This window comes from Massilia sp. P1_C10 (assembly GCF_056406475.1).
In genome coordinates, this window is record NZ_JBFUAC010000010.1 from 1 (window position 1) to 19,227 (window position 19,227).

General features: G+C 66.1%; 18 protein-coding genes. 10 read left to right on the forward strand and 8 right to left on the reverse strand.

Going from position 1 to position 19,227, the window contains the following annotated elements; all coding sequences use genetic code 11:
* The 8 genes from AC1D02_RS19060 to hutC form a co-directional block, all read right to left on the reverse strand.
* A partial coding sequence (locus tag AC1D02_RS19060) for a transposase (RefSeq protein ID WP_477319769.1) occupies window positions 1-202 on the reverse strand: 202 nt, incomplete at its 3' end.
* Window positions 203-278: 76 nt separating this feature from the next.
* On the reverse strand, window positions 279-749 hold the full coding sequence (locus tag AC1D02_RS19065; RefSeq protein WP_477319771.1) for a hypothetical protein: 471 nt from the start codon (window positions 747-749) through the stop codon (window positions 279-281).
* A gap of 184 nt (window positions 750-933) precedes the next feature.
* The gene (locus AC1D02_RS19070) at window positions 934-2,685 is read right to left on the reverse strand and encodes an ArnT family glycosyltransferase (protein WP_477319773.1); all 1,752 of its coding nucleotides are present in this window, start codon (window positions 2,683-2,685) and stop codon (window positions 934-936) included.
* 100 nt (window positions 2,686-2,785) lie between these two features.
* Window positions 2,786-3,055 (reverse strand): type B 50S ribosomal protein L31, encoded by a 270-nt coding sequence (locus AC1D02_RS19075; protein ID WP_477319775.1) that lies wholly within the window; start codon window positions 3,053-3,055, stop codon window positions 2,786-2,788.
* A gap of 148 nt (window positions 3,056-3,203) precedes the next feature.
* Window positions 3,204-3,446, reverse strand: coding sequence for a hypothetical protein (locus AC1D02_RS19080; protein ID WP_477319777.1), 243 nt, complete (start codon window positions 3,444-3,446; stop codon window positions 3,204-3,206).
* 201 nt (window positions 3,447-3,647) lie between these two features.
* Window positions 3,648-4,910: a transcription termination factor Rho gene (rho, locus tag AC1D02_RS19085; protein ID WP_305506505.1), complete on the reverse strand. Its 1,263-nt coding sequence runs from the start codon at window positions 4,908-4,910 to the stop codon at window positions 3,648-3,650.
* A gap of 139 nt (window positions 4,911-5,049) precedes the next feature.
* Window positions 5,050-5,376, reverse strand: coding sequence for a thioredoxin TrxA (gene trxA, locus AC1D02_RS19090; protein ID WP_169465639.1), 327 nt, complete (start codon window positions 5,374-5,376; stop codon window positions 5,050-5,052).
* A gap of 270 nt (window positions 5,377-5,646) precedes the next feature.
* Window positions 5,647-6,366 (reverse strand): histidine utilization repressor, encoded by a 720-nt coding sequence (gene hutC, locus AC1D02_RS19095; protein ID WP_477319780.1) that lies wholly within the window; start codon window positions 6,364-6,366, stop codon window positions 5,647-5,649.
* 128 nt (window positions 6,367-6,494) lie between these two features.
* On the opposite strand from hutC, the gene ada reads away from it, so the two are divergent.
* From ada to AC1D02_RS19145, 10 genes are all read left to right on the forward strand, one after another.
* Complete coding sequence (gene ada / locus AC1D02_RS19100; protein WP_477319782.1) at window positions 6,495-7,553, forward strand: bifunctional DNA-binding transcriptional regulator/O6-methylguanine-DNA methyltransferase Ada; 1,059 nt, start codon at window positions 6,495-6,497, stop codon at window positions 7,551-7,553.
* The gene (locus AC1D02_RS19105) at window positions 7,502-8,236 is read left to right on the forward strand and encodes a 2OG-Fe(II) oxygenase (RefSeq protein ID WP_477320096.1); all 735 of its coding nucleotides are present in this window, start codon (window positions 7,502-7,504) and stop codon (window positions 8,234-8,236) included. Before ada ends, AC1D02_RS19105 begins: the two co-directional genes overlap by 52 nt.
* A 267-nt stretch (window positions 8,237-8,503) precedes the next feature.
* Window positions 8,504-10,162: an amidohydrolase gene (locus AC1D02_RS19110; RefSeq protein WP_477319784.1), complete on the forward strand. Its 1,659-nt coding sequence runs from the start codon at window positions 8,504-8,506 to the stop codon at window positions 10,160-10,162.
* Window positions 10,163-10,251: 89 nt separating this feature from the next.
* Window positions 10,252-11,961: a urocanate hydratase gene (hutU, locus tag AC1D02_RS19115; protein WP_477319786.1), complete on the forward strand. Its 1,710-nt coding sequence runs from the start codon at window positions 10,252-10,254 to the stop codon at window positions 11,959-11,961.
* The gene (hutH, locus tag AC1D02_RS19120) at window positions 11,951-13,486 is read left to right on the forward strand and encodes a histidine ammonia-lyase (protein WP_477319788.1); all 1,536 of its coding nucleotides are present in this window, start codon (window positions 11,951-11,953) and stop codon (window positions 13,484-13,486) included. Before hutU ends, hutH begins: the two co-directional genes overlap by 11 nt.
* Before the next feature lie 15 nt (window positions 13,487-13,501).
* Window positions 13,502-14,284, forward strand: coding sequence for an N-formylglutamate deformylase (gene hutG, locus AC1D02_RS19125; RefSeq protein ID WP_477319790.1), 783 nt, complete (start codon window positions 13,502-13,504; stop codon window positions 14,282-14,284).
* Window positions 14,281-15,663 carry a formimidoylglutamate deiminase gene (locus AC1D02_RS19130; protein ID WP_477319792.1) on the forward strand — a complete coding sequence of 461 codons (1,383 nt, stop codon included), beginning with the start codon at window positions 14,281-14,283 and terminating at the stop codon, window positions 15,661-15,663. Before hutG ends, AC1D02_RS19130 begins: the two co-directional genes overlap by 4 nt.
* Window positions 15,660-16,253: a HutD/Ves family protein gene (locus AC1D02_RS19135; protein WP_477319794.1), complete on the forward strand. Its 594-nt coding sequence runs from the start codon at window positions 15,660-15,662 to the stop codon at window positions 16,251-16,253. Before AC1D02_RS19130 ends, AC1D02_RS19135 begins: the two co-directional genes overlap by 4 nt.
* On the forward strand, window positions 16,250-17,476 hold the full coding sequence (gene hutI / locus AC1D02_RS19140) for an imidazolonepropionase (RefSeq protein WP_477319796.1): 1,227 nt from the start codon (window positions 16,250-16,252) through the stop codon (window positions 17,474-17,476). Before AC1D02_RS19135 ends, hutI begins: the two co-directional genes overlap by 4 nt.
* A gap of 62 nt (window positions 17,477-17,538) precedes the next feature.
* A complete protein-coding gene (locus AC1D02_RS19145) occupies window positions 17,539-19,002 on the forward strand; it encodes an ABC transporter permease/substrate-binding protein (RefSeq protein ID WP_477320098.1) in 1,464 nt (487 codons plus the stop codon).
* Window positions 19,003-19,227: the final 225 nt, after the last annotated feature.

Below are 19,227 nucleotides of genomic sequence, written 5' to 3' on the forward strand. Positions count from 1 at the left end.
GGACCGACAGCTTGAAGTCGGCGCTATACGGGCCGACCTGATTGCCCGCGATGAACGTGCCATGAGCCTGGAACCAGCTAATCCAACGATGGACCATCGAATGCGCAAGCCCGCGCTGCCTGGCCAGCTGCTTGTAGCCTATATCGCCATCAAGATACTGACGGACGACGGCCAGCTTGAATTGCTCGTCATACTTTGTCATAAACCACCTAAAAGTTGGCGTCCAACTTTTAGGTGGCACTTCAGACCTGACCCCAGGTCTTGGTCCGCGGCTGATGTCAGGCGGCGAGCTTCTGCTGCAGCATCCGCAAGGTCGCGAACGGGCCGCCGACCAGGATCGCATGCTCGTGCACGGTGATTGCGATCGCGTTGCCCTTCATGTGGAACAGCGTCGGCTTGCGGCTGTAGACGCGGATGCACTCGGCCGGCGATTCGGCCGGCGCGTAGCCCATCGCGAGGATGGTCTCGTCGAGCGTCTTGATGAAGTGATGCGCGTGGAAGCGGGTGAACACTTCGAACTTGGCCGGCAGCGCGGCGAACACCGGCACCATGCCGCCCAACAGGACCGGCACCAGGATGAAGCCGACCGGCGTGGTCGGATCGAACGCCATGAACAGCGCCGCGATCAGGGTCAGGCCGATCACCAGCGTGAGCGCCAGCGACAGCGTATCGCGCCAGGACTGCACCGGTCCCAGCGCGCGGTAGCACTCGTTGGACCTGACGACCTGCGACAGCGATACGCTTTTCATGGTGTGCTCCTGAAAGAGAATCGAATGGACAGCCTTCATTCTCGACGCCAAGTCCGATAACGAATTGATATTTCTCAAGTCGAATAGCGGTCTCGGCACGCGAAATCGCGCGCCAGCACAAGGCTTATGCAGGGTGGGTAAAACGCGAGCGCAGAGGCCGGCTATGAGCCGGTCGCCGCGATGATTACGGCGCCGGAGCGGGCGCCCCGGCCGCGCCGGCGACGCGGCGATACAGGCGGAAGCGCTCGATACGGTCGATCGCGCGCCGGCCTTCCCACAGCAGCGACCACTGCTTGCCGCGGAACGCCTGCTGGATCTCGCGATCGTCCTTGACCAGCACGCTGTCCTGCAGCAGCAGCACGTCGCACTTGGCGCCGTCGGCGCCGGCGAACGCGAGTCCGCCGTAGTAGGCGAACGAGGCGCGCTGCGCCGGACCGACATTGGTGGCGATGCAGCCGTCGCCTTGCGGCAGGTGCGCGGCGATCTGCTGCGCGACGGTGCGGTAGCTCTTGCCGAAGTTCAGCTGTGGCAGCAGCAGCGTCATCAACAGCACCCAGAACAGGATCAGGCCGCCCGACGACAGCACCACCGCGCGCCACAACACCGCCGGCTGGCGCGAGATGCGCCAGTGCACCAGCACGAACCAGCCGATGGTGGCCGCGGCGGCGACCAGGAAGGACAGCAGGCCGAACTCGGCGTGGAAGCCGGGCAGCAGGCGCGCCGCGTTCTTCGCCAGCTGGTGCGGCCAGCCGGTCAGCGTGGCGATCCACCACAGCCAGGTCACGGCGGCGATCATGGTCAGCACCATCACCGAGAACCAGTCGATCGCGTTGATGGCGCCGCGCTTCATCGCCGGCAGGCCGAAGGCGGCCATGATCGCCAGCGGCGGCAGCAGCTTGAGCAGGTCGCCGTTTTCGGGCGACGGGTCGAACAGGATCAGCAGCGCGAGCGCGCCGACGAACGACAGCGGCAGCACGATGTGCAGCAGGTGGCGCTGGCGCCGCCAGGCGTAGATCGCCCACAGCGCGAACGGCCAGGCCGGCCAGAAGAACCAGATGCCGACCTTGAAGAAGGTCTTGAGCGACTCGCGCGACGGCAGCCCGATCTGGCTGAAGTTCCAGGCCATCCAGGCCTCGACCGGCGACAGGTTCAGCGGATGCAGCACGGCCGACGGCACGATCCACAGCAGCACGATCAGCAGCGCCACCAGGGCGGCCGTCGCCAGGTCGCGCAGCGTGCGCGCCATCGGCATGTCGAGAAAGCGCGTGCACAGCGCCAGCGCCAGCGTCAGCGTGACGGGCGACAGCCAGCCGCGCGTGAGCGTCAGCGTCCCCAGCGCCACGCCGACCAGCACGGCGTTGCGCGGACCCGGCGATTCGACATAGCGCACCGCGCGGTAGAGGAAATACGCCAGCAGCGAACCTTGCAGGGTGACCGCCAAGGTTTCGTGGCTATGCAACAACAGTCCGAGGCAGCCGAGGTAGATCAGGGTGGCGGTGTCGGCCAGGGTGCGGCCGTAGTCGTTCGGCTCGGGCTGGCCGCCGAAGGCCAGGCGCAGCGGCTGGGCGTCGGCGCGCCGGCCCAGGTGGAAGGCGGTGTACCAGACCGACAGCGCGCCGGTCACGAAGATGCCGATGGTCGACACGCGCGCGGCCATCACGTCGCCCAGCAGCCAGCCGAACAGCTTGATGCACAGGGCGCCGAGCCAGAATGCCAGCGGGCCTTCCTCCGCGGCCGGCAGGCCGGCGATATTGGGCATCAGCCAGTCGTTGATGCCGCCGTGCGCCATGGTCCACATGATGCCGAAGCTGGCCGCATCGTCCTTCCACGGATCGCGCCCGATCAGCCCCGGCAGGATGTAGAGCAGGCCGAGGCCGAAGATGGCCCAGCGTGGCAGGGCGAGGGTGGCGGCGGCGGGGAGGCGGACTGGCTTCATCGATAACATTGGTAGCGGGCTCAGCCCTTAATTTGCTTAGTGCGTAGTATCCGCGAAAAAAAAGCAGCCGTAGCTGCTTTTTTCACGTGCTGCGGAAAACTTAGCCGTTGGCGACTGCAGTCTTCGAACCGACAGCGCCGAATTTCTGGCGGAATTTCTCAACGCGGCCAGCGGTGTCGACGATCTTGTGCTTGCCGGTGTAGAACGGGTGCGATTCAGCCGAAACTTCGATCTTCACCAGTGGGTACTCAGCACCTTCGTGGGTGATTTTCTCGCGGGTCTGGATGGTCGAACGGGAGATGAATTTGAAGTCGCACGACACGTCGTGGAACACAACATCGCGGTAATCTGGGTGGATATCTTTACGCATGGTCTTGCCTCTTGAATGTTGGTAGCCAAACTGCACTTCGTCGGTCGTCTTGCCTCTTGACCCGATTGCCGGTCACTTGCCAGGGGTTAGTTACTGCAACCGGCGATTATAAACTAGGCGGGGGCGGGAGGCAATCGGAACTGTGCAGCTAGCCGCCGAGACGCCCGCTACTTAGCAAAGCGGCAATAACTCCGGCGAAGCCGATCAGCATGCTGATTGCCAGTCCCACGATCCAGTGGGTCATCGTAGTGAATGATTTGTGCATGTCGACTTCGAGCCTCGAAATACGTTCGTCGAGCTGCGAGCGCAGCTCGATAAGGTCGGACTTGGTCGCAAGCGTCGGCAGGATTACATCGAAACGGGTTTCGAGGATGATTAATCGCCTATCCATTTTATGATAGTAGGCAGCGGGGTCGCCGTTGGCAAGCTCAGGCTCGGGGGATATCTGAAGGTGCGCTCATGGCAGCGAATGGCTGGTCGGAATACACCACTGTCGCATCGAACCATCGCTACAGGCGTGATCTGCATCTATCGTGCGCCGGGAACTAAAAAGGGACGCCGAAGCGTCCCTTTGTCGATGCTTCCAATGGCGTTAGCCGCCGCGGCGCATCAGGTCGAAGAACTCCACATTGTTCTTCGTCGCCTTCATCTTGTCGAGGATGAACTCCATCGCCTCGATCTCGTCCATCGAGTACAGCAGCTTGCGCAGGATCCAGATCTTCTGCAGCTGGTCCGGCTTGATCAGCAGTTCCTCGCGGCGGGTGCCCGACTTGTTCAGGTTGATCGCCGGGTAGACCCGCTTCTCGGCGAGGCGGCGCTCGAGGTGCACTTCCATGTTGCCGGTACCCTTGAATTCCTCGAAGATCACGTCGTCCATGCGCGAGCCGGTTTCGATCAGCGCGGTGGCGATGATGGTCAGCGAGCCGCCTTCTTCGATGTTACGCGCGGCGCCGAAGAAACGCTTCGGACGCTGCAGCGCGTTGGCGTCGACACCACCGGTCAGCACCTTGCCGGAGGCAGGAATCACGGTGTTGTAGGCGCGCGCCAGGCGGGTGATCGAGTCGAGCAGAATCACGACGTCCTTCTTCATCTCGACCAGGCGCTTGGCCTTTTCCATCACCATCTCGGCGACTTGCACGTGGCGCGTGGCCGGCTCGTCGAAGGTCGAGGCGACGACTTCGCCGCGCACCGAGCGCTGCATCTCCGTCACTTCCTCTGGACGCTCGTCGATCAGCAGCACGATCAGGGTGCAGTCAGGATGGTTCGCGGTGATCGCGTGCGCCATGTGCTGCAGGATGACCGATTTGCCCGACTTCGGCGATGCCACCAGCAGGCCGCGTTGGCCTTTGCCGATCGGCGCGATCAGGTCGATGATGCGGCCGGTGATGTTCTCCTGGCCCATCATCTCGCGCTCGAGGCGCAGCGGCTCGTTCGGGTGCAGCGGCGTCAGGTTCTCAAACAGGATGCGGTGCTTCGACGCTTCCGGCGATTCGCCGTTGACCTTGTCGACTTTGACCAGCGCGAAATAGCGCTCGCCGTCTTTCGGCGTGCGCACTTCGCCTTCGATCGAGTCGCCGGTGTGCAGGTTGAAGCGGCGGATCTGCGACGGCGAGATGTAGATGTCGTCGGTCGAAGCCATGTAGGACGCGTCGGGCGAGCGCAGGAAGCCGAAGCCGTCCGGCAGCACTTCGAGGGCGCCGTCGCCGAAAATTTGTTCGCCCGACTTGGCGCGCTTTTTCAGGATCGCAAACATCAGTTCCTGTTTGCGCAAGCGAGCCGCGTTGTCGATGTCGAGGCCAATGGCCATCTCGAGAAGTGCCGAGACGTGCATTGCCTTCAGTTCAGATAAGTGCATGAGTTGAGTCCCGTGACGGGAATTAAAGGTAGGGGAGGGAGTTACGTGGGTTAATCAAGGGGGAGGAGTCAGACGAGGGCTGGTTCTCTTCCCGGCCGGATCGGGCGGCTAGCGCGGGCGCGCTGCCGCCGGCATCATATCAGATGTTGCTGTCGATGAAGGAAGTCAGCTGGCCTTTGGCCATTGCGCCAACTTTCTGCGCGGCGGCGACACCGTTCTTGAACAGGATCAGCGTCGGGATGCCGCGGATGCCGAACTTGGCCGGCACGGCCTGGTTCGCGTCGACGTCCATCTTGGCGATCAGGATCTTGCCGTCGTATTCCTTGGCCACTTCTTCCAGGATCGGGCCGATCGCCTTGCACGGACCGCACCACTCGGCCCAGAAGTCGACCAGCACCGGGCGCTCGGACTTGAGCACGTCGGCTTCGAAAGATGCATCGCTGATGTGTTTGATATTTTCGCTCATGTTCTTTCCTCAACAGAGGGTGGGGTCAAATTACGCCTTGGCTGCGGACCTCGGGTCGGCATGCCAGCCAGCTTCCTTTTCTTGCAACACTTATGGTGGCGACGGAGTGCGCAAATTCAATAAGTGGAGGGGTGACAAGGGGGCGTCAGGCGGGGAATTAGACGAAATAATAACCTATTTTCCCAAAAAGGGGCGTGGCTTTGCACGAAAAGTTAGGGTTTGTGCAAGCGCCCTTGCTCTGGGCCGAATTCGGGCCGGCTCGACGGAACTTTATCCGACGCTGCCGGTGTATTGATATAGTGCGCCCGGATGCCACATCGTCACCACCGAGGCGACCTTGCCCATCGACGTGGTGCGGCGCTTGAGCACCAGGCAGCTCTCGTGCGGCGCGATCGCCAGCATCTCGGCCACGTCGCGCGGCGCCGCCAGCGCCTCGATGCTGTAGGTGGCGCCCTGCAGCGGCGCCGCTTCCATCAGGTGCTGGTTCGGGGTGATGGCGCCGAAGTCCTGCTCCAGGTAACGCGGCGCGCAGGCCGGGTTGACCCAGCGGTCCTCGACCTGGATCGGAATCGCGTTTTCGAAGTGGACGATCACCGAGTGGAACAGCGCGCTGCCCGGCGCCAGATCGAACTGCTGCGCCAGCGCCTCGCCGGCCTTGGCCTGCTCGAGCAGGCGCAGGCTGCTGGCGTGGACGTGGCCGCGCGCGCGGATCTCGTCGGCGATGCTCTTGATCTCGACCAGCGTGGCCTGGTATTTTTTCGGCGCGACGAAGGTGCCGGAGCCCTGGCGGCGCGTCAGCACCTGTTCGGCGGTCAGCTCGCGCACGGCGCGGTTGACGGTCATGCGCGAGACGCCGAACTGGCGCACCAGCGCCTGCTCCGACGGGACCACCTCGCCTTCCTTCCAGCGGCCCGCGGCGATCTCGCCGGTGAGGTAGTCTTTGATACGCTGGAAAATAGGCGTGCTGTCTTGCGCGATCTGGTCTTCCAAACTACTCTCCGAAGGGCGGTCCTAAAATTCGATTCTAGCACTGGAATTCAAAAGCAAGACCCGGGGTGACTTGATCTGCCGCGGGGCGCAGCATGATGGTTCGAGCATGAACCGACAGAGGCAACACGATGACAGCATCACACTACACAAGCGAGGCGGCGCGCTGGGAAGCGGTCCAGCAGCGCGACGCCCGGGCCGACGGCCAGTTCTGGTATTCGGTCCGCAGCACCGGCGTCTACTGCCGGCCTTCGTGCGGCGCGCGTCCGGCGCTGCGCAAGAACGTCGCCTTCCACGCCAGCTGTGCCGATGCCGAGCTGGCGGGCTTTCGGCCCTGCCTGCGCTGCAAGCCCGACCAGCCGCCGCTGGCCGAGCGCCATGCGCAGGCGGTGGCCGCGGCTTGCCGCCTGATCGACGCCAGCGAAGACGAGCCGGACCTCGACAGCCTGGCGCAGGCCTGCGGCATGAGCCGCTTTCACTTTCACCGCATCTTCAAGGCGCACACCGGCATCACGCCGAAGGCCTACGCGGCGGCGCGGCGCGCGCGGCGCATGCAGCAGGAGGTGGCCGGGGCGCCCAGCGTCACCGACGCCATCTACGCGGCCGGCTTCAATTCGAGCGGGCGCTTTTATGCCGCCGCCGACGGGGTGCTCGGCATGAGCCCGAAAGCGTTCCGCGCCGGCGGCAGCGGCGCCTCGATCCGCTTCGCCATTGGCGCCTGCTCGCTTGGCGCGATCCTGGTCGCCGCCACCGACAAAGGCATCTGCGCGATCCTGATCGGCGACGACCCGGACCTGCTGGCGCGCGATCTGCAGGACCGCTTCCCGCGCGCCGAACTGCGCGGCGCCGAGTCCGATTTCGAACAGACGGTGGCCAAAGTGGTCGGCTTCGTCGAGCATCCGGCGATCGGGCTCGATTTGCCGCTCGACGTGCGCGGCACCGCCTTCCAGCAGCGCGTGTGGCAGGCGCTGCGCGCGATCCCGGCCGGCGAAACCGTCAGCTACGCCGAACTGGCCGAGCGGGTCGGCGTGGCGCAGGGCGCGCGCGCCATCGCCGGCGCCTGCGCGGCCAATCCGGTGGCGGTGGCGATTCCGTGTCACCGCGTGGTGCGGCAGGACGGATCGATCTCCGGCTATCGCTGGGGCGTCGAGCGCAAGGCCGCACTGCTCGAACGCGAGAGCGGCGCGTGAGGCTCGAGTGGGAGCGCATCGCCGCGGAACTCGATGAACACGGATGCGCGGTGGCGCCTGGACTGCTGACGCCAGCCGAATGCGCGGCCTACGCCGCCAGCTATGCGTCGTCCGAGCTGTTTCGTAGCCGGGTGGTGATGGAGCGGCACGGTTTCGGGCGCGGCGAGTATCGATATTTTGCATACCCGCTGCCGGACGGACTAGCGCAGCTGCGCGCCGAACTGTATCGGCCGCTGGCCGCCATCGCCAATCGCTGGCACCGGGCGCTCGGCATCGACACGCGCTTCCCGGAGCGGCATGACGAATTCATCGCGCGCTGCCATGCGGCGGGCCAACTGCGTCCGACGCCGCTGATGCTGCAGTATCGCGAGGGCGACTACAACTGCCTGCACCAGGACCTGTATGGCGAGCACGTGTTCCCGCTGCAGGTGGCGGTGCTGCTGTCGCGGCCGGGCGAAGATTTCAGCGGCGGCGAATTCGTGCTGACCGAGCAGCGGCCGCGGATGCAGTCGCGGGTCGAGGTGGTGCCGCTGCGGCAGGGCGACGCCGTCATCTTCCCTGTAAATTTGCGGCCAGTGAACGGCGCGCGCGGGCGATACCGGGTCGCGATGCGCCATGGCGTGAGCCGGCTACGCTGCGGGCTGCGCCACACCCTCGGCATCATCTTCCACGACGCGACCTAGTCATAATAACAATTTGGGGTCAGACCCGTGTTTTTGGAGGCTCTTTGCAGTTTGGTCCGAATTTTAAGCGGGTCTGACCCCGATTTGTTGGACGCGACTCAGGGTGGGAAGGGGCTGACCCAGATGGGTCAGGCCGAGGTTTCTAATAATTGGGGGTCAGACCCGTCTTTTTGGAGGCTCTTTGTAGTTTGGTCCGAATTTTAAGCGGGTCTGAACCCATTTGTTTCCGCTACACTCACGAAATAAAATTCTTTCGGAGATCTGTCGATGCGCCTGACCACGCTGTTTACCCTCGCTTCCATCGGCGCCTTGTCCGCCGCCCACGCCGCGACCATCATCGACCGCGCCAACGGCTACACACTCAATAGCAAGGGCGAACTGGTGCACTTCGTGTCGCTCGCGTTCGATGACAAGGGCAAGATCATCGCGCTCGGGGGCGCGCCCGAAGTCGCAGCCAAGGTGCCGAAAGCGCGCCACATCGACATGCAGGGCAAGACCGTGCTGCCAGGCCTGATCGACGCGCACGGCCACGTGTTCAGCCTCGGCGACATGCTGACCCAGCTCGATCTCTCCGGAACCGCGACGCTGGCGGACGCGCTCAAGGCGGCCGGCGCCTACGCCAAGGCCAACCCGAACCAGGCCTGGCTGCGCGGACGCGGCTGGAACCAGGAGGTCTGGAAGCTGGGCCGCTTCCCGACCGCGGCTGAACTGGACGGCGCCGTGTCCGACCGCCCGATATGGCTCGAACGCGTCGACGGCCACGCCGGCTGGGCCAACCGCCGCGCGCTGCATCTGGCCGGCATCACCAAGTCGACGCCCGATCCCGCCGGCGGCAAGATCATGCGCGACGCCAGCGGCAATGCGACCGGCGTGCTGGTCGACGCGGCCATGGACCTGGTCAACAAGGTGCTGCCGAAGCAGACCGAGGCCGAAGCACGCGTTACGCTGGACCGCTCGCTGGCCGAGATCGCGCGGGTCGGCCTGACCAGCGTGCACGACGCCGGCATCGAAGTCGGCAACGATACCCTGTTCCGCGACTACGCCGACCACGGCAAGCTCACCGCGCGGATCTACGCCATGATCGGCGGCACCGAGCGCGATTTCGACCAGCTGTCCAAAAAAGGCCCGCTGAAAACCTACGCCGACGATATGTATGCGCTGCGCGCCGTGAAGCTGTATTCGGACGGTGCGCTGGGCAGCCGCGGCGCGGCGATGCTGGAGCCATACAGCGACGAGAAAACCTCGCACGGCCTGCTGTTCCACAGCGACGCCGATCTGCGCGCGATGATGCAGAAGGCGATGAAGAAGGGCTACCAGGTCAACGTGCACGCGATCGGCGACGCCGGCAACCACCAGGTGCTCGCGGGCTTCGAGCAGCTGGTGCCGAAGACCGCGACGTCCGGCCTGCGCCACCGCATCGAGCACGCGCAGGTCGTCGCGCTGGCCGACATTCCGCGCTTCCGCGACATCGGCATCATCCCGTCGATGCAGCCGACCCACGCCACATCCGACATGAACATGGCCGAGCAGCGCGTCGGCGCCGAACGGATCAAGGGCGCCTACGCCTGGCGTACCTTTCTCAAGCAGGGTTCGCACATCGCCTGCGGCTCCGACTTCCCGGTCGAATCGCCCAACCCGTTTTACGGCATCCACGCCGCCGTCACGCGCCAGGACGCAAAAAGCCAGCCCGCCGCCGGCTGGCACGCGGAACAGGCGATGAAGCTGCGCGAAGCGTTCCGCTGCTTCACGCTGGACGCCGCCTTCGCCGCCCACCAGGAGAACCTGGTCGGCACGCTGGAGGCGGGCAAGTGGGCCGACTTCATCGTGGTCGACCGCGATATGTTCACCATCGCGCCGGCCGATATCGCCAAAACCGTCGTGCTGCAAACCTGGGTCGCCGGCCGCCAGGTGTTCCAGAAGAAGTGATGCCGGCCGGGTGAAGCGCTGAAAAAGGTTGACTGGCTTGTATAGACAACTTAGACTTTCAGCTAACTTCACCCACTCCAGGAGCTGTCATGAGCACCGACGTCGATCCCCGCTTCGATTCCACCCGCGTGATCCACGCGCCACGCGGCACTGAGCTGTCCTGCAAAAGCTGGCTCACCGAGGCGGCCTACCGGATGCTGCAAAATAACCTGGACCCGGCGGTCGCGGAGAATCCGCAGCACCTGGTGGTCTACGGCGGCATCGGCCGCGCCGCCCGCAACTGGGCCTGCTTCGACCAGATCCTTGCCTCGCTGCGCACCCTCGAAGACGACCAGACCTTGCTGATCCAGTCGGGCAAGCCGGTCGGCGTATTCCAGACCCACAGCGAAGCGCCGCGCGTCCTGATCGCCAATTCGAACCTGGTGCCGAAGTGGGCGACCTGGGAGCATTTCAATGAGCTGGACCGCAAGGGCCTGTTCATGTACGGCCAGATGACGGCTGGCAGCTGGATCTACATCGGCACCCAGGGCATCGTGCAGGGCACCTACGAGACCTTCGCCGAAGCCGGGCGCCAGCATTTCGGCGGCGACTGGGGCGGCCGCTGGATACTGACTGCGGGCCTGGGCGGCATGGGCGGCGCGCAACCGCTGGCGGCCAGCTTCGCCGGCGCCGTCTCGCTGAACATCGAGTGCCAGCAGAGCAGCATCGACTTCCGCCTTCGCACCGGCTACCTGGACAAGCAGGCCGCGAACATCGACGACGCGATCGCGCTGATCAAGCAGCACACCGAAAAGCGCGAGGCGGTGTCGATCGGATTGCTGGGCAACGCGGCCGACGTGCTGCCGGAACTGGTGCGGCGCGCCAAGGCCGGCGGCGTCGTGCCGGACCTGGTCACCGACCAGACCTCGGCGCATGACCTGATCAACGGCTACCTGCCGATCGGCTGGAGCGTGGCCGAATGGAAGGCGGCGCAGCAGGATCCTGGCCAGCACGCGCGCCTGCGCGACGCGGCCGCGGCGTCCTGCGCGCAGCACGTGCAGGCGATCCTCGACTTCCACGCGATGGGCGTCAAGGCGGTCGACTACGGCAACAACATCCGCCAGGTCGCGTTCGACCAGGGCGTGGCCGACGCGTTCTCGTTCCCCGGCTTTGTGCCGGCGTATATCCGGCCGCAGTTCTGCGAAGGCCGCGGGCCGTTCCGCTGGGTGGCGCTGTCGGGCGACCCGGAGGACATCTACAAGACCGACGCCAAGATCAAGCAGCTGTTCCCCGAGCAGAAGCAGGTGCATCACTGGCTCGACATGGCGCGCGAACGCATCGCGTTCCAGGGCCTGCCGGCGCGCATCTGCTGGCTCGGACTGGGCGAGCGCCACATCGCAGGCCTGGCGTTCAACGAGATGGTGCGCACGGGCGAGCTGAAGGCGCCGATCGTGATCGGCCGCGACCACCTCGACACCGGCTCGGTCGCCAGCCCGAACCGCGAAACCGAGAGCATGCGCGACGGGACCGACGCGGTGTCCGACTGGCCGCTGCTGAACGCGATGCTCAACACCGCCGGCGGCGCGACCTGGGTGTCGCTGCATCACGGCGGCGGCGTCGGCATGGGCTACTCGCAGCACGCCGGCATGGTGATCGTCGCCGACGGCACCGACGCCGCGGCCAAGCGCCTGGCGCGCGTGCTGGTCAACGACAGCGGCTCGGGCGTGATGCGCCACGCCGATGCCGGCTACGAAACCGCAATCGCCTGCGCCGAACGCAATGGCCTCGACCTTCCAATGATCAAAAAAGATGACCGATAAAATGTGGACCCTGACCCCTGGCGCGATGACGCTGACCGACCTGCGCGCCGTGTGGGAAAACGCCGCGCCGCTGGCGCTGGCCGACAGCGCCTGGCCGGTGATTGAAGCATCCGCCGCCTCCGTGCGCGCGATCGTCGCCAAGGGCGATGCCGCCTACGGCATCAACACCGGCTTCGGCATCCTGGCCAAGTCGCGCATTCCCGACGACCAGCTTGAAAAGCTGCAGCGCAACCTGATCCTGTCGCATTCGGTAGGCACCGGCGAACTGCTGTCGGACGCCGTGGTGCGCCTGATCATGCTGATGAAGATCGGCAGCCTGGCGCGCGGCTTCTCCGGCGTGCGCCCGGTAATCGTCGAAACCCTTATCGCGCTGTACAACAAGGGCATCATGCCGGCGATTCCGGCCAAAGGTTCGGTCGGCGCCTCGGGCGACCTCGCGCCGCTCGCGCACATGACGCTGGCGATGCTCGGCGTCGGCGAGGTGCGCGTCGACGGCAAACTGATCGACGCGACCGAAGCGCTGGCCGCGGCCGGCATCGCGCCGGTGGTGCTGGCCGCGAAAGAAGGACTGGCGCTGATCAACGGCACCCAGGTGTCCACCGCGCTGGCGCTGCACGGCCTGTTCATGGCCGAACGCCTGCTGGAAGCGGCGATCGTCGCCGGCGCCTTGTCGCTCGACGCGGCCAAGGGCAGCGACGCGCCGTTCGACGCGCGGGTGCACGAGGTGCGCGGCCAGCCGGGCCAGATCGCCACCGCCAAGATCTATCGCGACCTGGTGACGGGGAGCGCGATCCGCGCCTCGCACCTGGTCGGCGACGAGCGCGTGCAGGATCCGTACAGCCTGCGCTGCCAGCCGCAGGTGATGGGCGCGGTGATGGACATCATCGGCAATGCCGGCCGCACCCTGCTGATCGAGGCGAACGCGGTGACCGACAATCCGCTGATCTTCGGCGGCGAGATCATCTCGGGCGGTAACTTCCACGCCGAGCCGGTCGCCTTCGCGGCCGACACGCTGGCGCTGGCGATCGCCGAAATCGGCGGCCTGGCCGAGCGCCGCATCGCGCTGCTGATCGACGCCACCTTGTCCGGCCTGCCACCGTTCCTGGTGCGCGAGCCGGGCGTCAATTCCGGCTTCATGATCGCCCACGTCACCGCAGCCGCGCTGGCGTCCGAGAACAAGTCGCTGGCCCATCCGGCCAGCGTCGACAGCCTGCCGACGTCGGCCAACCAGGAAGACCACGTCAGCATGGCCACCTTCGCGGCGCGCCGGCTTGACGATATGGCGCACAATACGGCTGTCATCATCGGCATCGAACTGCTGGCCGCGGCGCAGGGCATCGATTTCCACCGCCCGCTGACCAGTTCGGACCACCTCGAGCACGTGCATGAGCAGCTGCGCCGCGACGTGCCGTTCTTCGAGGCGGACCGCTTCTTCGCGCCGGACATCGAGGCGGCCAAGCAGATGGTGATCAAGGGGACGCTCAGCGCGTCGTGCAAGGAGCTGTTCACGGCGCTTCATCAATAAGGAGCAGGAGTGGCGATGGATTTCGAGTTCAAGGCCGGCAGCCTTCCGATCCTGGTGTCGATGCCGCACGCCGGCGCAGACATCCCGGACGACATCGCCGCGCTACTCGCGCCGTGCGCGCTCGCGCGGGCCGATACCGACTGGCACCTGCCGGAGCTGTACGGCTTCCTCGCCGAGATGGGCGCCTCGACCATCGCCGCGCGCTGGTCGCGCTACGTCATCGACCTGAACCGCCCGCCGGAGGACACCAACCTGTACCCAGGGATGGACACCACCGGCCTGTGCCCGGTCGACACCTTCGGCCGCGAGCGCCTTTATCTGCCCGGGCGCGCGCCGTCCGAAGCGGAGATCGCGCGCCGCCTCGAACTGTACTGGCGCCCCTACCACCAGCAGCTGCGCACCGAACTCGATCGCCTGCTGGCGCTGCACGGCAGGGTGGTGCTGTGGGACGCCCATTCCATCGCCTCGGTGGTGCCGCGCTTTTTCGAAGGCCGGCTGCCCGACCTGAACTTCGGCACGGCCAACGGCGCTTCGTGCGATCCGAGCCTGACCGAGGCCGTGGTCGCGCAGGTGCCCGATCGTTACAGCGTCGCCGTCAACGGCCGTTTCAAGGGCGGCTACATCACGCGCCATTACGGCGAGCCGGCATCGGGCGTCCACGCCATCCAGCTCGAGATGTGCCAGTGCCTGTACATGGACGAAGCCGTGCCTTTCGCCTACCGGCCCGACCTCGCGGCCGAAGTGCAGCCGGGCCTGCGCGACATGATCGCGGCCGCCGCCGACTGGGTGCGGTCATGAGCGGCGCGCTGTTCGCCCGCCGCGCGCTGCTGCCGCAGGGCTGGGCTGCGGACGTCTTGATCCAGTGGGACGACGCCGGTGTGCTGACCGCGGTGACGCCAGGGGCGGGGTCAGGTCCGGCGGACCTGACCCCGGGGCAGACGGCGGAGTTGGTATTGCCCGGCATGGTGAACCTGCACTCGCACGCGTTCCAGCGCGCTCTGGGCGGGCTGACCGAAACGGCCGGCGACAATCCGGACAGCTTCTGGACCTGGCGCGAACTGATGTACCGGTTCGCCCGCAACATCAAGCCGGAGCAGATCGAAGCGATCGCGGCGCAGCTGTTCTCCGAATGCCTGCGCCACGGGTATACATCGGTGTGCGAATTCCATTACGTGCAACGCGACCCGAGCGGCGCGCTTTACGCGCGTCCGGCGGAAACGGCCGAACGCGTCGCGTCGGCGTCGCGCGCAGCCGGCATCGGACTGACGATGCTGCCGGTTCTATATAGTTACGCCGGCTTCGGCGCGCTGGCGCTGGGCGGCGACCAGCAGCGCTTCCGGACGGATCCCGACCAGGTGCTGCGCATGGTCGAGGCGCTCGAGCCGCTGCGCGGCGGCCAGTTCGAAGTCGGCGCGGCGCCGCATTCGCTGCGCGCGGCCTCGGTCAGCCAGATCCTCGAACTGACCAGGGCGTTGCCGGCCGGTCGCCCGCTGCACATCCACATCGCCGAACAGCAGGCCGAAGTCCTCGGCTGCGTCGAATTTTCCGGCATGCGTCCGCTGCGCTACCTGACCGAGCACGTTGCGCTCGATGCGCGCTGGTGCCTGGTGCACGCGACCCATATCGACGCCGATGAAGTCGACCGCATCGCCGACAGCGGCGCCGTCGCCGGCCTGTGCCCGACCACCGAAGCGAACCTGGGCGATGGCATCTTCCCGCTCGAGCAATTCATCCACGCGGGCGGGCGCTTCGGCATCGGCAGCGACAGCCACGTGTCGCAAAGCCCGGTCGAAGAACTGCGCTGGCTGGAGTACGGCCAGCGGCTGCAGCATCAACGCCGCAACGTCGCGGTTTCGCACACGCAGCGCCGGGTTGGCGAATTCCTCTGGCAGGGCGCCTTGCAAGGCGGCGCGCAGGCCAGCGGACGGCCGGTGGGCAGCCTCGAAGCGGGACGGCGCGCCGACCTGCTGGTGCTCGACAACGAACATCCGAACCTGGATGGCGCGGCGACAGACGATGTATTGGGCGCCTTCGTCTTTGCGGGGAACGACAACCTGGTGCGCGATGTGCTGGCGGGCGGGTGCTGGGTGGTGCAGGGTGGCCGCCACGTCGACCAGGACGCCATCACGCGACGCTACAAACAAGCCCTTGCCGAACTGCGGGAGTTTCGCTCATGACCATGCTGATACCGTTTGCCAGCCTTGCCCCGGTGCCTTGGAAGAACGGCGGCGGCAGCACGACCGAGATCGCGGTCGAACCGCCGGAGTCGCAGTTCCATGACTTCGACTGGCGCATCAGCCTTGCGACGGTCACGCAGGACGGCCCGTTCTCGCTGTTCCCCGGGATCGACCGCACGCTGGCGCTGGTGGAAGGTCCGGGCCTGCTGCTCGACATCGACGAGTGCCGCCGCTTCGTGCTGGGCGACGAAGACACGGTGATAGAATTCCCGGGCGAGGCGGCGGTGCAGGCGACCCTCAACGGCGGGCCGACCATCGACTTCAACGTGATGACGCGGCGCGAACGCTGTCATCACAAGTTCGGGCGCCGGCGCGTTGAAGGCAAGTCGGGCTTCGCGCCGCGCGCCGACCGCACCGTGCTGTTCCTGGCCGAAGGCGAGAGCCTGTCGGTCAGCAGCGACAACGAGCGCATCGGCCTGGTGCGCTTCGACGCCATCGTGTTCGACACCGAAACTGTCTGGACGCTCGAAGCGTCCGAGGAGGCAACCATCTTCATCGTCGACATCTATCTCGGGCACGACGAGTCATGACGGGGGGCGTCACCGTCTTCACCAACCTGCACCTGGCCACGATGGCCGACGGCTATGGCGAATTGCGCGATGGCGCCGTGCGCGTCGAGCAGGGACGAATCGTGTGGGTAGGGCCGCGCGCGCAGGCGCCGACCGACTGCGCGGCTATCGTCGATGGCGCCGGCTGCTGGCTCACGCCGGGCCTGATCGACTGCCACACGCACATCGTCCACGCCGGCAACCGCAGCGGCGAATTCGAGGCGCGCCTGAACGGCGCCAGCTACGAGGACATCGCGCGCGCCGGCGGCGGCATCATGTCCACCGTGCGCGCCACCCGCGCCGCGTCGGAGCAGGAGCTGCTCGATCAAAGCCTGCCGCGCGTGGCCAGCCTGCTGGCCGAAGGCGTGACCACCATCGAGGTCAAGTCGGGCTATGGACTCGAGCTGGAATCGGAAGCGAAGATGCTGAGGGTGGCGCGGCGCATTGGCGAGAGAGTGCCGGTCGACGTCGCGACAAGCTTCCTCGGCGCGCATGCGCTGCCGCCGGAGTATGCGGGCCGGCCGGACGAGTATATCGACGCCTTGTGCGAGCAGATGCTGCCGAAACTGGCGGCGCAAGGATTGGTGGACGCGGTCGACGCGTTCTGCGAGCGCATCGGATTCTCCAATGCGCAGACCGAGCGCCTGTTCGAGGCGGCGCGCAAGCTCGGCCTGCCGGTCAAGCTGCACGCCGAGCAGCTGTCGGACCAGCGCGGCGCGCAGCTGGTGGCGCGTTACGGCGGTTTGTCCGCCGACCATTTGGAGCACCTGAGCGAAGACGGGGTGGCCGCGATGGCCGCTGCCGGCACCGTGGCGGTCCTGCTGCCCGGCGCCTACTACTTCCTGCGCGACACCACGCCGCCGCCGGTTGCGCAGCTGCGCGCGGCCGGCGTGCCGATGGCGGTGGCGACCGACTGCAATCCCGGCACTTCGCCGTTGACGTCGATCCTGCTGGCCATGAACATGGCCTGCACCCTGTGGCGCCTGACGCCGATGGAGGCGGTGGCCGGCTGCACGATCCACGCCGCGCGGGCGCTGGGGCGCGAGGCCGACATCGGCACCATCGAAGTAGGCAAGCGCGCCGATTTCGCGCTGTGGGACATCGCGCGGCCAGCCGACCTTTCTTATGCGATGGGCTTCAATCCATGCCGGGGCGTCGTCAATGCGGGCGTGCTGCGCGCGCCGATGGTAAGCTGGCGCGATTGACGATACCTGGAGAGTGCGTGCGCACCAGACTTGACGCGGCCCTTCGCTGGCTGGCGGTTTTCATGATCGCGTCCTGCGTGAACGCTTACGCCGACGACGGCGTGCTGCGCGTCGGCTCCAAGCGCTTTACCGAATCGTACATCCTCGGCGAGGTGCTGACCCAGACGGCGGCCCCGCATGGCAAGGCCGAACATCGCCAGGGCCTGGGCAACACTGCCATCGTGCTCGCCGCGCTGCAAGGCGGCAGCATCGACGTCTATCCCGAATACCTCGGCACCATCGACCTCGAGATCCTCAAGAACGACAAGCCCACTTCGCTGGGGGAGATGCGGGCGGCGCTCGCGAAGATCGGGCTTGGCGTCGGCGTGCCGCTCGGCTTCAACAACACCTATGCGCTGGCCACCCGAAGCGACGGCAAGGTCAGCAACCTGTCCGACCTGGCGCGGCATCCCGAACTGAAGCTCGGACTGTCGCACGAATTCATCGGCCGCGCCGATGGCTGGCCCGGGATGGCCAAGCGCTACGCGCTGCCGCAGCAGCCGCGCGGGCTCGATCACGGCATCGCGTACGAGGCGCTGGCGCAGCGACAGGTGGACGTGATCGACATCTATTCGACCGACGCCAAGATCCGCCAGTATGGACTGCGCGTGCTGGACGACGACCTGCACTACTTCCCGCGGTACGACGCCGTGCTGCTGTACCGGCTCGATGCGCCGAAGCGCTTTCCTGCGGCATGGCGCGCGATCGGGCAGCTGGAAGGGCGCATCTCGCCGGCCGCGATGATCGCCATGAACGCCGCGGTGGAGCTGGAAGGCCAGAGCTTTGCGAAGGTCGCATCGAACTGGCTGGCGGGCGCCCAGGCCAAGGCGGGGCCGCGCAGCGCGCTGATGGCCAAGATGTTCGACGCCAGCCTGTGGAAGCTCACGCGTGAGCACATCACGCTGGTGCTGCTGTCGGTAGCGCTGGCGTGCCTGGCCGGCATCCCGCTCGGTGTGCTGGCCGCCTTCGTGCCGCGGCTGCGGCAGCCGGTGCTGGCGCTGACGGGCGTACTGCAAACGGTGCCTTCGCTGGCGCTGCTGGCGATGCTGATTCCGCTGCTCGGGATGATTGGCACGGTGCCGGCGCTGGTCGCGCTGTTCGTGTATGCCTTGCTGCCGATCGTGCGCAACACCTGCACCGGCCTGCTGCAAGTGCCGCCGGGCCTGCGGATGGCTGCGCTGGCCTTGGGGATGGAGCGGCGCGATCGCCTGGTGCACATCGACCTGCCGCTGGCGCTGCCGGTGATCCTGGCGGGCGTGAAGACGGCGGCGGTGATGAGCGTCGGCACCGCCACGATTGCCGCGTTCATCGGCGCCGGCGGTTATGGCGAGCGCATCACGATCGGCCTTGCTCTCAACGACAACGACATGCTGCTGGCTGGCGCAATTCCTGCGGCGGTGCTGGCCTTGCTGACCCAGGGCGCCTTTGAAATGCTGGAATGGCTGCTTTCCGCGCGCACAGCACAAAAGCAGAAGTTCGCGGCTTAGATCGCGACAAACCCCTAAGACCAAGCGGTCAGACCCGATTTTTGTTTCGAATCAGGTCAAGATACCGAAAAAAAATCGGGTCGGATCCGGCGCCGCCAATTGTTGTTTCGAATCGAGCCAAGAAGCGCACGAAAAAGCGGGTCTGACCCCGGTCTTGAAGGGCCTGCAGAACATGCGGGTCAGACCCGATTTTTGTTTCGAATGGGGTCGAAAAGCCGAAAATAA

Excerpts from the sequence above, each read along its gene's own strand:
- AC1D02_RS19145 (WP_477320098.1), top strand. The coding sequence starts at position 17,539 with ATGATCGCGTCCTGCGTGAACGCTTACGCCGACGACGGCGTGCTGCGC.
- AC1D02_RS19075 (WP_477319775.1), bottom strand. The coding sequence starts at position 3,055 with ATGCGTAAAGATATCCACCCAGATTACCGCGATGTTGTGTTCCACGAC.
- AC1D02_RS19070 (WP_477319773.1), bottom strand. The coding sequence starts at position 2,685 with ATGAAGCCAGTCCGCCTCCCCGCCGCCGCCACCCTCGCCCTGCCACGC.
- trxA (WP_169465639.1), bottom strand. The coding sequence starts at position 5,376 with ATGAGCGAAAATATCAAACACATCAGCGATGCATCTTTCGAAGCCGAC.
- rho (WP_305506505.1), bottom strand. The coding sequence starts at position 4,910 with ATGCACTTATCTGAACTGAAGGCAATGCACGTCTCGGCACTTCTCGAG.
- AC1D02_RS19135 (WP_477319794.1), top strand. The coding sequence starts at position 15,660 with ATGACCATGCTGATACCGTTTGCCAGCCTTGCCCCGGTGCCTTGGAAG.
- hutH (WP_477319788.1), top strand. The coding sequence starts at position 11,951 with ATGACCGATAAAATGTGGACCCTGACCCCTGGCGCGATGACGCTGACC.
- hutG (WP_477319790.1), top strand. The coding sequence starts at position 13,502 with ATGGATTTCGAGTTCAAGGCCGGCAGCCTTCCGATCCTGGTGTCGATG.
- AC1D02_RS19130 (WP_477319792.1), top strand. The coding sequence starts at position 14,281 with ATGAGCGGCGCGCTGTTCGCCCGCCGCGCGCTGCTGCCGCAGGGCTGG.
- hutI (WP_477319796.1), top strand. The coding sequence starts at position 16,250 with ATGACGGGGGGCGTCACCGTCTTCACCAACCTGCACCTGGCCACGATG.
- ada (WP_477319782.1), top strand. The coding sequence starts at position 6,495 with ATGACAGCATCACACTACACAAGCGAGGCGGCGCGCTGGGAAGCGGTC.
- AC1D02_RS19065 (WP_477319771.1), bottom strand. The coding sequence starts at position 749 with ATGAAAAGCGTATCGCTGTCGCAGGTCGTCAGGTCCAACGAGTGCTAC.
- hutU (WP_477319786.1), top strand. The coding sequence starts at position 10,252 with ATGAGCACCGACGTCGATCCCCGCTTCGATTCCACCCGCGTGATCCAC.
- AC1D02_RS19110 (WP_477319784.1), top strand. The coding sequence starts at position 8,504 with ATGCGCCTGACCACGCTGTTTACCCTCGCTTCCATCGGCGCCTTGTCC.
- AC1D02_RS19080 (WP_477319777.1), bottom strand. The coding sequence starts at position 3,446 with ATGGATAGGCGATTAATCATCCTCGAAACCCGTTTCGATGTAATCCTG.